Annotated in this window: 12 protein-coding genes; 6 read left to right on the top strand and 6 right to left on the bottom strand. The window is 73.5% G+C overall.

The features are described from left to right. Positions 1-3: 3 nt before the first annotated feature. The 3 genes from ACZ4M5_RS14400 to ACZ4M5_RS14390 form a co-directional block, all read right to left on the bottom strand. The gene (locus ACZ4M5_RS14400; RefSeq protein WP_467736452.1) at positions 4-510 is read right to left on the bottom strand and encodes a hypothetical protein; all 507 of its coding nucleotides are present in this window, start codon (positions 508-510) and stop codon (positions 4-6) included. A gap of 111 nt (positions 511-621) precedes the next feature. Beyond that, complete coding sequence (locus ACZ4M5_RS14395; protein WP_467736450.1) at positions 622-1,134, bottom strand: DinB family protein; 513 nt, start codon at positions 1,132-1,134, stop codon at positions 622-624. Between the two features lie 42 nt (positions 1,135-1,176). After that, the gene (locus ACZ4M5_RS14390; RefSeq protein ID WP_467736590.1) at positions 1,177-1,707 is read right to left on the bottom strand and encodes a TetR/AcrR family transcriptional regulator; all 531 of its coding nucleotides are present in this window, start codon (positions 1,705-1,707) and stop codon (positions 1,177-1,179) included. A gap of 302 nt (positions 1,708-2,009) precedes the next feature. Here ACZ4M5_RS14390 and ACZ4M5_RS14385 point away from each other — a divergent pair, with 302 nt between their 5' ends. Further along, positions 2,010-3,236 (top strand): FAD-dependent monooxygenase, encoded by a 1,227-nt coding sequence (locus tag ACZ4M5_RS14385; protein WP_467736448.1) that lies wholly within the window; start codon positions 2,010-2,012, stop codon positions 3,234-3,236. Next, positions 3,208-4,113, top strand: coding sequence for a Gfo/Idh/MocA family protein (locus ACZ4M5_RS14380; protein WP_467736446.1), 906 nt, complete (start codon positions 3,208-3,210; stop codon positions 4,111-4,113). Before ACZ4M5_RS14385 ends, ACZ4M5_RS14380 begins: the two co-directional genes overlap by 29 nt. Here ACZ4M5_RS14380 and lnt read toward each other — a convergent pair. Further along, entirely contained in the window at positions 4,037-5,611 is a 1,575-nt protein-coding gene (gene lnt / locus ACZ4M5_RS14375; protein ID WP_467736444.1) for an apolipoprotein N-acyltransferase, read from the bottom strand. The genes ACZ4M5_RS14380 and lnt overlap by 77 nt on opposite strands. A gap of 209 nt (positions 5,612-5,820) precedes the next feature. Here lnt and ACZ4M5_RS14370 point away from each other — a divergent pair, with 209 nt between their 5' ends. Continuing rightward, positions 5,821-6,423: a DUF4291 domain-containing protein gene (locus ACZ4M5_RS14370; RefSeq protein ID WP_467736442.1), complete on the top strand. Its 603-nt coding sequence runs from the start codon at positions 5,821-5,823 to the stop codon at positions 6,421-6,423. A gap of 20 nt (positions 6,424-6,443) precedes the next feature. Here ACZ4M5_RS14370 and ACZ4M5_RS14365 read toward each other — a convergent pair whose 3' ends face one another. After that, entirely contained in the window at positions 6,444-6,623 is a 180-nt protein-coding gene (locus ACZ4M5_RS14365; RefSeq protein ID WP_467736440.1) for a hypothetical protein, read from the bottom strand. A gap of 107 nt (positions 6,624-6,730) precedes the next feature. Beyond that, complete coding sequence (locus ACZ4M5_RS14360; RefSeq protein ID WP_467736438.1) at positions 6,731-7,606, bottom strand: undecaprenyl-diphosphate phosphatase; 876 nt, start codon at positions 7,604-7,606, stop codon at positions 6,731-6,733. 393 nt (positions 7,607-7,999) lie between these two features. Between ACZ4M5_RS14360 and ACZ4M5_RS14355 the strand changes: the two genes are divergently transcribed. The 3 genes from ACZ4M5_RS14355 (at position 8,000) to ACZ4M5_RS14345 (ending at position 13,044) form a co-directional block, all read left to right on the top strand. Further along, complete coding sequence (locus ACZ4M5_RS14355) at positions 8,000-8,491, top strand: DUF7144 family membrane protein (RefSeq protein ID WP_467736436.1); 492 nt, start codon at positions 8,000-8,002, stop codon at positions 8,489-8,491. A 112-nt stretch (positions 8,492-8,603) separates the two neighbouring features. Further along, positions 8,604-11,255 (top strand): winged helix-turn-helix domain-containing protein, encoded by a 2,652-nt coding sequence (locus ACZ4M5_RS14350; protein ID WP_467736588.1) that lies wholly within the window; start codon positions 8,604-8,606, stop codon positions 11,253-11,255. Between the two features lie 160 nt (positions 11,256-11,415). Then, positions 11,416-13,044, top strand: a complete 1,629-nt coding sequence (locus ACZ4M5_RS14345) for an MFS transporter (RefSeq protein ID WP_467736434.1) — start codon at positions 11,416-11,418, stop codon at positions 13,042-13,044. Positions 13,045-13,051: the final 7 nt, after the last annotated feature.

Raw genomic sequence — 13,051 nt, 5'->3', positions numbered from 1 at the left:
AGGTCAGTCGCTGTACGTGTCCCGGCAGATCGTCGCCTCCGGGCTGTCCGCGTGCCAGCCCCCGTAGCGCCGGCCCAGGGCGCACACGTCCGAGCCGCCCGGCACCTGCTCGCGGACCTCGCGCCCCGCCGGCCCCGAGACGTCCGGGGCGCCGGTGCGCGGGCGCTGGGGGCCGCGTGCGCCCGGCCCGGGCCGCTCCGGGCGGGGACGCGGAGCCGGAGCCCTCAGCGGTGGGCGCACGCGGTCCGGCTGCGCAGCGGGGGACGGCGGGACCTCGCGGGTCGGCGCCGCGGCTGCTTCCGGCTCGTCGGACTCCTCGATGAGCTGCAGGACCCCACGCGCCGGAGCCTGGACGACCGGAGCCGGCGAGCGTCCCTCCGGCCGCGGCGCCGCGGGCGGCGGCGGCGCCGAAGGCCCCGGAACGGGCGGCTGCCGGACCGTCGTACAGCCGGTGAGGGCCGCTACGGCCACGGTCAGCAGGAGCGTCGCTGCGGTCGTGTTTCGGTGCACCCGCGCAACTCTGGTGCCGGGGGCCCTCGGTGGGGCGGCGGACCGGCGCAGGATGCCCCGCACGGGTGATCTCCCGCGCCCGCGAGGCTCGCACGGGTGACGGGCGGGCCGTCAGTCGCCGGTCGCGCCGTCGATGCGTTCGCGGATCAGGTCGGCGTGGCCGTTGTGCCGCGCGTACTCCTCGATCATGTGGGTGTACAGCCAGCGCAGGTTGAACCGCTCCCCGGTGCGCCGGTGCTTGCCCTCGGTGATGTCGTCCAGGCCGAAGCGGGCCGCGTTGGCCCGGGCGGCCCCGATCTCCGCCTCCCAGACCTCTCGGGTCCGCTCCCAGGTGTCCGTCTCGGTGAGGTGGAACTCGCCGTCCGGGTCCGCCTCGCTGAAGAAGAGCGGGGGCGCGTCCTCGTTGGCGAGCACGCGCCGGAACCAGCTGCGCTCCACGTCCGCCATGTGCCGGACCAGGCCCAGCAGGGAGAGGTTCGAGGGTTCCACGGAGGCGGACCGCAGCTGCTCGTCGGTCAGGCCCTCGCACTTCCAGGCGAGGGTCTGCCGGTGGAAGTCCAGCCAGCCCTCCAGCATGGTGCGTTCGTCGGCGGTGGTGCCGGGCATCCGGCGTTCGTCGGTCATGCACGCATCCTGTCCGAGACGCCCTTACGGCACACGTGGTTTTCAGGCTCCGAGCATGCCGGTCAGCAGCTCACGCACCCCGGCCCGCACCTCGTCCAGGCTCGGCACCCGGGCGCCGAACGAGCCGGCCACGCAGCTGAACATCAGCCCGTCCGCCCAGGCGATCAGCGACAGCGCGTGCCGGTCCGGGTCGGTCGAGCCCATCGCGGTGACCAGGGCGGTCAGCTGGTCCCGGAAGCGGGCGCCGGTGGCGTCGAAGAAGGTGCGCAGTTCGGGGCGGCGCGTGGCCTCCAGGGCCAGTTCGTAGCGGGCCAGGGTCAGGGCCTTGTGGTCCGTGAGCGCGCGGTGGGCCGCGAGCGCGAGTGCGTCGGCCATGGACCGCGGCCCGGACCTCGGGTCGGGCATCTCGTGCAGGGCCAGCACCTTCGCCTCACGGTCCGCCAGGCGCCGCACGGCCAGCTCCAGCAGGGCCTGCCGGGTGCGTGCCAGGTTCGAGGTGGAGCCCTGGGGGAGCCCGGCCGTCTCGTCGACCGCCCGGTGGGTCAGTCCGCGCATCCCGCGCTCGGCGAGCAGAGCGAGGGCGGTGTCGGCGACGAGGTCGGAGCGTGCGGAGGCAGCCGTGCGCGCGGAGGCAGCGGTGCGCCCGGAGGCAGCGGTGCGCGAGGAGACGGGCGGACGGGCGGGCGCGGCGGTGCGGGCCGGGGCGGTGGTGCCGGGTGTGGCAGTGGTACCGGCCGAGGCGGTGGTGTCGGCCGAGGCGGTGGTGTCGGCCGAGGCGGGGGTGCGTGCGGGCATGGGTCCCACGCTACCCGTCTGACTACATCTGTAGTAGCGTCGGTGGTGTCACTACAGATGTAGTCAACCTTGGAGGAGCCATGGCACAGCCGAGTCGGGCCGTCGTGATCGGTGGCGGCATCGGAGGGCTGACGGCCGCGGCCGCCCTGCACCGGCGCGGCCTGAACGTCACCGTGCTGGAGCGCGCCCGGTCGCTGGAGCCGGTCGGCGCGGCGATCTCCCTCGCGCCCAACGCCCTGCGCGCACTGGACGTCATCGGGCTGGGCGACGAGATCCGCGACCTCGCGGCCTGGTCCGGGGACGGGGGCCTGCGCACCCCGAAGGGACGCTGGCTGTCCCGCACCTCCGGCGAGGCGGCCGCCCGGCGCTTCGGCGGTCCGCTCGTGCTGCTGCCCCGCGCCACGCTGATCGAGCGCCTGGCCGCCCTGCTCCCGGCAGGGGCCGTCCGGACGGATGCCGCGGCGACCCTCACCGACTGCGGCGGTCCCGGCCGGCCGGCCCGCGTGGCGACCGCGGACGGCGAGGTCGAGGCCGACCTGGTGGTCGGCGCGGACGGGATCAGGTCCGCCGTGCGCGGGACGCTCTTCCCGCACCACCCGGGCGCCGTCTACTCGGGCTGGACGACCTGGCGGGTGCTCATCCCCGTACCCGGCGCCCGGTTCGCCTCGCACGAGACCTGGGGCCCCGGCCGCCTGTGGGGGACCCACCCGCTGAAGGACGGCCGCGTCTACGCCTACGCCGGAGCCACCACCCCCGCCGGCGGACGGGCCCGCGACGACGAGAAGGCGGAACTGCTGCGCCTGTTCGGCGACTGGCACGATCCGATCCCCGCCGTGCTGTCCGCGGTCCGCCCCGAGGACGTCCTGCGCCACGACGTCCACCACATCGCCGACCCCCTGCCCGCCTATCACCAGGGCCGGGTGGCGCTGCTCGGCGACGCCGCGCACGCCATGCCGCCGAGTCTCGGCCAGGGCGGCAACCAGGCCATCGAGGACGCCGTGGTGCTCGCCCACCACTACGACGATCTCGCCGCCTACACCGCCGCCCGGCGCCCCCGGACGACCGCCATCGCCCGCCAGGCCGTGAAGGCGTCCCGGCTCAGCCTGATGAGCAGCCGGGCCGGTCGCGCCGCGCGCGACACGGCCATGAGCTTGCTGTCGCTGGCCGGGCCCGCCCTGTTCGTGCGCAGCTTCGACGGCATCGCCGACTGGGCGCCGCCGCGGCAGCCGTATGCTTCCGAGCAGACCCGGCAGGCAACCGTTGGAGGAGACGCGTCCCGTGAAGGTCGGCTGCATCGGACTCGGTGACATCGCGCGCAAGGCCTACCTTCCGGTCCTCGCCTTCCAGGCGGGCCTGGAGCTGCACCTGCAGACCCGGACGCCCGCCACGCTCGACCGGGTCGGCGACGAACTGCGCGTTCCCCGGGAGCGGCGGCACACCACCCTCGACTCCCTGATCGCCGAGGGCCTCGACGCGGCCTTCGTGCACGCGCCCACACTCGCCCACCCGGAGATCGTGACGCGGCTGCTGGAGGCCGGCGTACCGACCTACGTCGACAAGCCGCTCGCCTACGAACTCGCCGACTCCACGCGGCTGGTGGAGCTGGCCGAGCAGCGGGGCGTGAGCCTGGCCGTCGGCTTCAACCGCCGCCACGCCCCCGGTTACACCCAGTGCGCCGACCATCCGCGCGAGCTGATCCTGATGCAGAAGAACCGCGTCGGGCTGCCGGAGGAACCGCGCGCGATGATCCTCGACGACTTCATCCACGTCGTCGACACGCTGCGGTTCCTGGTGCCCGGAGAGGTCGACGACGTCACCGTGCGGGCCCGTGTCCGCGACGGGCTGCTGCACCACGTGGTGCTCCAGCTCGCCGGGGACGGCTTCACCGCGCTCGGCGTGATGAACCGGCTCAGCGGCTCCGCCGAGGAGGTCCTGGAGGTGTCCGGGCAGGACACCAAACGGCAGGTCGTCAATCTGGCCGAGGTCGTCGACCACAAGGGGCAGCCGACCGTGCGGCGGCGCGGGGACTGGGTGCCGGTCGCGCGCCAGCGCGGGATCGAGCAGGCGGTGCTGGCGTTCCTGGACGCGGTCGGGGCGGGGCGGGTGCTCAGCGCGAGGGACGCGCTTCAGACTCATGAGCTGTGCGAACGGGTGGTACGGGCGATCCAGGGGCCGACCGCCTGAGCCGCACCGTCCGCGTCCCCTCCCCGACGACCCAGACGCCGAGGATCAGCAGGGCCGCGTACACGGTCCAGTCGCCGAAGCGCACGTAGGGCGTCGTCCCGTGCGCGAGGGGCACGGAGTAGCGCAGTGCCGCGGAGGCGTCCGTCCCGAGCCGTGATCCGACGGGCCGTCCGTCCGGGCCGTGGACGGCCGAGACGCCCGTGAGGGTCGCGTGCACCATGGGCCGGCCGGTCTCGGCGGCCCGCAGGGCGGCCAGGGAGGCGTGCTGCGCGGGCGCCCAGCTGTGCTGGAACGTGGAGGTCGCCGACTGGCCGACCAGCACGTCCACGCCCTCGCGGGTGAGGTGGCGGGTCATGTCGGGGAAGGCGGTCTCGAAGCACACCATCGGCCCGACGCGCAGTCCGTCGCCGATGTTCATCACGACCGGTCGCGAGCCGCGCCTGCGGTCCTCGCCCGCCGCCTTGCCGACGGAGGTGGCCCAGCCGAGCATCGAGCGGGCCGGGATGTACTCGCCGAACGGCACGAGCCGCATCTTGTCGTAGCGCTGCCCCGTGAGGCCGTCCGGCCCGACGAGGACCGAGCTCTTGTAGATGCCGGGCTTGTCCGAGCGGCGGGCGTCGACGTTGACCAGGATGTCGGCACCCGTCGCGCGGGACAGGGCGGCCAGCCGCCGGGCCAGGTCCGGCCGGTCGTCGAGGTCGAATCCCACGCTGCTCTCGCCCCAGACGACCAGGTCGACGTCCTGCCCGGCGAGCCGCCGCGTGAGCTGCTCCTCGCGGGCGAAGCGGCGGTCGGCGCTGTCCGCCCCGGCGACGACCCCGGGCTGGACGACGGCGATCCGCACCTGGCCGTCGACGGCCGGACGCGGCGCGAAGGCCCAGACGGCCGAGGTGGCGGCGGCCGTGGCGACCAGCCCGGCCACGGCGGGCACCCGTGCCCGGCGGACCGCGACGAGGACGGCGACGGACACGTTCAGCCCCACGAGCAGGAAGCTCAGCAGCCACACTCCGCCCACCGAGGCGAGGCGCAGCGCCGGCTGCACCTGCCACTGGCTGCTGCCGAGCATGCCCCAGGGGCCGCCGAGCCCCTGCCAGGAGCGCACCAGCTCGACGGCCAGCCAGCCCGAGGGCAGCACCAGCAGCGCCGTCGCGACCCGGGCGCGCGAGGGCACGCCGCCCAGCAGCCGGCGCACCAGCCAGCCCCACGGGGCCCACAGGGCGCCGAGCAGGGCGGCGATGACGAAGGTGAACACGTGCAGGCTCGGCAGCAGCCAGTGGTGCATGGCCAGCATGAACCCGAAGCCGCCGCACCAGCCGTCGTAGGCCGCCCGCCTACCCGTCGGCGCGGTGCGCAGCAGCAGGAGCCAGGGGACCAGGGCGGCGTACGCCCACCACCACAGGGCGGGGGCGGGGAAGGCGAGGACGGGCAGGGCGCCCGCGACCGCTGCGGCGGCCGAACGCCGCCAGGGGGAGGCGAGCCAGTGGCCGAGCGTCTTCATGGGCGCCTCCTACCCCGTGCTGCCTTCAGTGTGCGCCCTGCGGACGATCTAGGACACAGGACACAGGACACAGGACACGGGTCCAAGTGACCACCGGCACCCTCGGCCGCCCGGGAAACGCCACCCTTGTGCCGGACGAGGAGGTCGGCGGGCGGACGCCCTGCAAATTCGGTGGCCCCGACCGGCCCCCCGGGCACAGCCTGTTCCGCGTGAACGATCATCGAGAACCCCGCCACCGGATACGTGCCCGCCAGACCGACTCCACGCTCACCGTCTACCAGGCCTACCGCCCGGAGATCGGCGGCCCCGCGGCCCGCACGGGCCGCTTCCCGTCGTCGTGGAAGCGCGACCGCATGACCTGGATCAAGCCCTCGTTCCTGTGGATGATGTACCGCTGCGGCTGGGGCACCAAGGAGGGGCAGGAGACCGTGCTGGCCGTCGAGATCAGCCGGGAGGGCTTCTGCTGGGCGCTGCGGCACGCGTGCCTGTCCCATCACGTGCCCGCGCTGCACGGGGACCGGGCGGAGTTCAAGCGGCGGCTGCGGCAGGCGCCGGCTCGGGTGCAGTGGGACCCGGAGCGTGACCTGCGGCTGGCCGCCCTGCCCCACCGCTCGCTGCAGCTGGGGCTGGCGGGGGAGGCTGCGGCCCGGTACGCCGACGAGTGGATCGTCGGGATCGAGGACGTCACGCCGCTCGCCAGGCAGGTGCACGCCCGTGTGAAGGCCGGTGAACTGGACGCGGCCGCCCGGTTGTTGCCCGAGGAGCGGCCGTTCGAGGTGGACGAGGAGGTGCTGGCGCCGCTGCGTGCCTGAGCACCCCGGACGCGGTGGAGTCAGGCCGCCTTGACGACGTGGGCGCGGACGGCGGTGGCCCACTCGACGACCAGCAGCTCGTACTCCGCGCGCTCCTCGGCGGACAGGGTGCCGCCCGTACGCCGCCACAGCGCACGGATCTCCTCGTTGACCTGGGCAGCGGACCGCACGGAACCAGGGGTCAGGGAAAAGGGGGACATGACGACCAGCGTAGGGGCAGCCCCTGACGGACCGCTACCGGACGGCTACGGGATCGCTATGCGGTTGGTCACGAGACCCGGGTCACAGGAGCCGGTCAGCGGTCGGGTCAGTGCGCCGGCTCAGCCGCGTGCGGGCTGAGGACGCCCATGCCGACCAGGGCGATGATGAGGATGCCGAGGGCGATGCGGTAGTAGACGAACGGCATGAAGCTCTTGGTCGAGATGAACTTCATGAACCAGGCGATGACCGCGTATCCGACGCCGAAGGCGATGATCGTGGCGAAGATCGTCGGCCCCCAGGAGATGTGCCCGCCCTCCGTGGCGTCCTTCAGCTCGAACACGCCGGAGGCCAGTACGGCGGGGATGGCGAGGAGGAAGGAGTAGCGGGCCGCGGCCTCACGCCTGTAGCCCATGAACAGGCCGCCGCTGATGGTGGCGCCGGAGCGGGAGACGCCCGGGACGAGCGCCATGGCCTGGCAGAGACCGTAGATCAGGCCGTCCCGGACGCCCAGGTCCTCCAGGGCCTTGCGCTGCTTGGGCGCGCGGTGCCGGCCGCCGCTCTCGTCCCGCGCCGCGAGCCGGTCGGCCACGCCGAGGACGATGCCCATGCCGATCAGCATCGTCGCGGTGATCCGCAGATCCCGGAACGGCCCCTCGATCTGGTCCTTCAGCGTGACGCCGAGCACACCGATCGGGATGGAGCCGACGATCACGAGCCAGCCCATCCGGGCGTCCGGATCACCGCGCAGCTCCTTGTCGGTGAGCGAGCGCGTCCACGCGGAGATGATCCGCCCGATGTCCTTGCGGAAGTAGATCAGCACGGCGGCCTCGGTGCCGATCTGCGTGATCGCCGTGAAGGCCGCTCCCGGGTCCTCCCAGCCGGAGAAGGCCGCGGTCAGGCGCAGGTGCGCACTGGAGGAGACGGGGAGGAACTCGGTCAGCCCCTGGACGAGTCCGAGGATGAGTGATTCGAACCAAGACATGAGGTAGCGGAGTCCAAGTGCCGATCGTGGGACGGGCGACGGGCGCACCGGACCGCCGTTGCGGTGAACGGGGGATCATGTGTGCCGAGGGGGAAGCGTAGCGCCCTTGGATGACCGCACCGACACAGGGGTTGGAAGCCGCGGACCGGTGGCGGGGGCGCCGGTGGAGGGGCGGGCCGGTGCGGGGGGCTGCTGGTCACCGGCGATCCGCCGGGGCGACCCCGCACGTTCACCCGCGCCGGGTGAGGCCACCCGTCCCGCGGACGCCCAGGCTCGGTGGGGACATGGCAGTGTGGGGCGGCCGGGTCCGGGTCCGGGCGATCGGCCACCGACCCGCCCTGAGTGGTGTGCACCGTGCCTCACAGCCGCCGACCAGCGGGAACGAGGCGTGAGATGAGCACGACATACACCGAGCCGTCGCACCGGGCGCGGAACGAATGGGCCGGCGGTCTGACCGCCTTCGCAGCTGTGATGCTCTTCCTGGTCGGCCTCCTCGACGTCTTCCGGGGCATCATGGGCATCGCCGAGGACGACATCTTCGTCACCACGCGCGACTACGTCTTCGCGTACGACCTCACCGGGTGGGGCTGGGTCCACCTCGCTCTCGGCGTGGTCGCCGTGGTGGTGAGCCTCGGGCTGCTCAGGACGGCGATGTGGGCCCGTGTCGTGGGCGTGGCCATCGCGGGGCTCGTCATCATCGCCAACTTCCTGTCACTGCCGCAGTATCCCGTCTGGTCGGTCGTGATGATCGCGCTGTCGGGCTCGATCGTCTGGGCTCTGTGCGTCGTGCCGCGGGGCAGCCTCCTGGAGACGTCGGACGACCTGTCGGCGTACGCACGCGACGAGGGGTACCGCTCCACGATGTCCCCGCGCCCCCCGCGGTGACCCGAACGGTCGCCATGCGCAGCGCCGTGAGGGCTGGGATGCTGTAGCTGCAAGCGCTGCTCATGCTGCGGCCCGGTGGACAGGGGTGATGGGCACCGTGGACGACATCGACATGGATTCCCCGGATCCGGCGGTCGCCTTCGTCGGAGCTCTCGCGCACACCCACACCGATCCCTTGGGCGATCCCTTCCTGCGCACCCGCTTCGCCCGGCCCGCGAAGCCCTCCGCCTTCCTGCGGCGCCAGCGCCTCGTCGATCACCTCGGCGAGGCCCTCCGGGCACCGCTGACCCTCATCAACGGGCCGGCGGGATCCGGCAAGACCCTGCTGGCCACCGACTGGGCCGACGAGGTGGACACACCGCTCGCGTGGCTCACCTTCGACGGGACGGACAGTCCGCCCGGAGTCTTCTGGGCCTACGTCCTGCAGGCCCTGCGCGCGGGCGGCGCGCCGGTCTCCGACGCCGTGGGCACACCCGCGGACGCCTCGCACGTCGATCACAGGCTGCTCTCGGTCCTCGCCGCCGAACTGAACGAACGCGACGGACCCGTGACCCTGGTGCTCGACGACTACCACCGCGTGACCGACACGAGGATCGCCGAGCAGTTGGAGTTCGTGCTGCACCACGCCGGCCCCGGCCTGCGTCTCGTGCTCGTCACCCGCACCGAACCCGTGCTCCCGCTGCACCGGTACCGGGCCGCCGGAGTCCTGACGGAGATCCGCTCCGCCGAACTCGCCTTCACACCCGAGGAGGCCGCGGCGCTGCTGCACCTGCACGGCCTGAACCTGCCGGTGCAGGCGGCGCGCAACCTCGTCGACCGCACCCGCGGCTGGGCCGCCGGACTGAGCCTGTCCGCCCTGGCCGCCAGGGAGAACAACGACCCCGAGCTCTACCTGAAGGAGTTCGAGGCGGACTGCAGCACGGTGGGAGACTTCCTGCTGGCCGAGGTGCTCAACGGACAGACGCCGCAGACCCAGGACTTCCTGCTGCGGGTGAGCATCCTGGAGCGCTTCTGCCCCGACCTGGCCGACGCGCTCACCGGGCGCATCGACGCGGAGCCCATCCTGGCCTCGCTGCACGGCGCCAACGCCTTCGTCGAGCGTCTCGGGCACTCGTGGTACCAGCTGCATCCTCTGTTCCGGGCCATTCTGCGCACGCACCTGCGTGTCCGCATGCCCGGCCGGGAGCCGGAGCTGCACCGGCGGGCCGCCGAGTGGCTGCGCCGTCACGGCTGCCTGGCCGAGGCCCTCACCCACAGCACGGCCGCGGGCGACTGGGACTTCGCCGCCGACGCCCTCGTCGAGGACCTGGCGATCGGCCGGCTGTTCACCGGTCCCGGCGCGGACGACCTGACCCAGCTCTTCTCCGACATGGAGCCGGAGGCCCGCGGTCCGGCGACCGAACTGGTGCGCGCCGCAAGGGACCTGTCCCGGCACGACGTCGATCACGCCCGCGCCAGCCTGCGCCAGGCCGAGAGGAACCTGCCCGACGACGCGGCGGCCCGGCTGAGCTGCACCCTGCTGGACGCCCTGGCCGCCCGGCTGGCGGGTTCCCCGCCGGACGTGGAAAGGGCCGCGGAGACAGCCGCCGGACTGAGACGGCAGGTGCCGGCCCATCTGCTGGACAAGCACCCCGAGTTCGACGCTCTGCTGATGGCCCACGTCGGCTCGACCCTCCTGTGGGCCGGACGTCTCGAGGACGCGCGTGCCGTCCTCACCCGTGTGGCCGGCACGGCCGGTGGAGTGTCCACCGCGTCCGCCCGGGAGGAGGCCATGGGGCACCTGGCCCTGCTCGACTACCTCAACGGCTGGACCGCGCGGGCGGAACACAAGGCCCTCGAGGCGGTCCCGGACACCGAACGCCCCGGTGCGCCTCAGCCGTCCGGCGCCGCCATCGGCCGGCTGGTCCTCGCGGCGGTCGCGGTCGACCGCGACGAGCTGGAACGGGCCGGGGACCTGCTCGACCAGGCGGATCACCTCTCCCGCGACAGTCGTGACCCGGTCGTGGCGGCGGGACGCGCGCTGGTCGAGGCCCGTCTCCTGCTGGCCCGGGGCAAGGTACGGGCCGCCGTGGAGGCGGCAGACCCGGCCGTCAGCGCCAGCGTGGACTGCCCCTGGGCGACGACGCACGAGACGCTCGTGGCGGCGACGGCCCAGCTGACCGAGGGACGAGCGGACCGGGCCGCCGAGGCACTCGCAGCGGTCCCCGGCGACCAGCTGGTGTGGGCCGTGCAGGCGGCGACACTGCAACTCGCGGCACGCGGCCCGGAAGCCGCCCTCGACCTGCTCGGCACCCTGCGCACCGAAGGACGCTCCGGACCGGCCGTGACCGTCCGGGCGGTGCTGGTCAAGGCGCGGGCCGCAGAGGCGGAAGGAGACACCGCCCTCGCCCGCAGGCTCGTGGCGCAGGCACTCCTGGACGCCCGGCGGGAACGGCTGCGGCGCCCCTTCCTGGACGCCGGGGCGTGGCTGCGCCCCTACCTGGCGACCGGGCCCCTGCGGGAACTGGCGGCCGGCTGGCTCCGCCCCGTGCCGCCGCTCGGCGAGAAGGAGCAGGCACCGCCGCTCGTCGCGGTCGAACTCAGCGCGCGCGAGCACGACGTCCTGGCACGTGTCGCGCGGATGATGTCGACGGAGGAGATCGCCGAAGACCTCTGCCTGTCCGTGAACACGGTCAAGACCCACCTCAAGAGCATCTACCGCAAACTGGCGGTCAGCCGGCGAGCGGAAGCCGTGCACCGTGCACGGGAGCTGCGGATGCTGTGAGCTCGCCCCGGCACGCGGCGGGCACGCCCTCGATCCGGCCGAGGGTCCCTCTTCACGGGTGAGGCGCACGGCCGTCGCCCGGTGTGTCCTTGAGGGGCCCGACGTGGTGCCGCAAGCGGTGCCGCGCCGGCATCCCGGCTCACCCGGAGGGGTGGAGACAGTGAAACGCTGGCGGGCTCTGATCGTCCTCGGCACGGCCCAGTTCCTCATGGTCCTGGACACGTCCGTGATGAACGTCTCCATCAGCCGGCTCGTCGAGGACTTCGACACGGACGTCACCGCCATCCAGGCCGTCATCACCCTGTACGCGCTGGTCATGGCCGCCTTCATGATCATCGGCGGCAGGCTCGGCGACATCGTGGGCCGTCGCCGCATGTTCCTGCTCGGCCTGGCCGTCTACGGCGTCGGATCGGCCCTCACCGCGGTGGCGCCCGAACTGTGGGTGCTCCTGCTGGGCTGGTCCGTCATCGAGGGGCTCGGCGCGGCGATGGTGCTCCCGGCCATGGTCGCCCTCGTCGCGGAGTCCTACCGCGGACGCGAGCGGGCCGTCGCGTACGCGGTGATCGGCGGTCTCGCGGGGGCCGGCATCGCCGTCGGCCCGCTGCTGGGCGGCTGGGTGACGACGTATCTGACCTGGCGGCTGGTCTTCGCCGGCGAGGTCGTGATCGTGGCGGCGGTGCTGCTGTGCCGCCATGTGATCAAGGAGGCGCCCGCCCAGGGCGCACGCCCGCAGCTGGACGTGGTCGGCGCGCTCCTCTCCGCCGGCGGACTCGGGCTGGGGGTTCTCGGCGTCCTGCAGAGCAGCACCTGGGGGTGGGTGCAGCCCCGCAACCCGCCCTTCACCGTCCTCGGCTTCGCCCCGACCCTCTTCGTCGTCGGGGCCGCAGGGGTGGTCCTCGCCGTCTTCCGGTGGTGGGAGCGGCGCCGCTCCGACCGGGGCGACGATCCGCTCGTGCACCTGACCCTGCTGAGCCGGCCCGTCCTGCGGTCCGGTCTGCTCGCCCTGCTCAGCCAGAACCTCATCCTGCTGGGGCTCTTCTTCACCATTCCGCTGTACCTGCAGGTGGTGCAGGGCTTCGACGCCTTCGAGACGGGGCTGCGGCTGCTTCCGGTGTCGGCCACCATGCTGGTCACCTCGCTCGGCGCGTCCTCACTGGGGCGGATGCTGGGTCCCCGCCGGGTGGTCCGGCTGGCCCTGCTCACCCTCGTGGTGGCCATCGTGTGGTTGCTGGCCACCATCGACCCGGCCATCGACGACGCGCAGTTCGCCGGGGCCATGGCCGTGCTCGGGGTGGGGATGGGGCTGCTGGCCTCGCAGCTGGGCAACGTCGTGCAGTCGAGCGTGGAGGAGGCGGAGCGCAGCGAGGCGGGCGGTCTCCAGTTCACCGCTCAGAACCTGGGATCCGCGCTGGGCACGGCACTCATCGGTTCCCTGCTCATCGGCTCGCTGGCCCACGCGTTCACCACCCGCGTGGAGGACGATCCGCAGCTGTCCGCGGCCACGCGGGAGGAGGTCGGTGTCGCCCTCGAGGCCGGGGTCACCTTCGTCTCCACGGACCAGGTGCGCTCGGCCGCGCAGCGTGCGGGGCTGCCGCCCGCGGAGGTCGAGGCGGTGGCGGACTCGTACGCCTCGGCCCAGCTGCAAGGCCTGAAAGCGGCCATCCTGGCCACCGGTGGCATCGCTGCGGCCGGCTTCCTCGTCACCCCGAACCTGCCGACCGCCAAGGAGAGCCGGCCGCGAAGCCCGGGCACCGCCGGCCGCTCCCGGACACCCGGCCGGCCACGCTAGCTCCGCG

The sequence above is a fragment of the Streptomyces sp. NPDC026246 genome (assembly GCF_055567995.1).
This window is presented reverse-complemented; position numbering and strand designations above follow the sequence as displayed.

Coding starts and splice junctions, on each gene's coding strand:
- ACZ4M5_RS14395 (WP_467736450.1), bottom strand. CDS start 1,134: ATGACCGACGAACGCCGGATGCCCGGCACCACCGCCGACGAACGCACC.
- ACZ4M5_RS14385 (WP_467736448.1), top strand. CDS start 2,010: ATGGCACAGCCGAGTCGGGCCGTCGTGATCGGTGGCGGCATCGGAGGG.
- lnt (WP_467736444.1), bottom strand. CDS start 5,611: ATGAAGACGCTCGGCCACTGGCTCGCCTCCCCCTGGCGGCGTTCGGCC.
- ACZ4M5_RS14365 (WP_467736440.1), bottom strand. CDS start 6,623: ATGTCCCCCTTTTCCCTGACCCCTGGTTCCGTGCGGTCCGCTGCCCAG.
- ACZ4M5_RS14360 (WP_467736438.1), bottom strand. CDS start 7,606: ATGTCTTGGTTCGAATCACTCATCCTCGGACTCGTCCAGGGGCTGACC.
- ACZ4M5_RS14355 (WP_467736436.1), top strand. CDS start 8,000: ATGAGCACGACATACACCGAGCCGTCGCACCGGGCGCGGAACGAATGG.
- ACZ4M5_RS14350 (WP_467736588.1), top strand. CDS start 8,604: ATGGATTCCCCGGATCCGGCGGTCGCCTTCGTCGGAGCTCTCGCGCAC.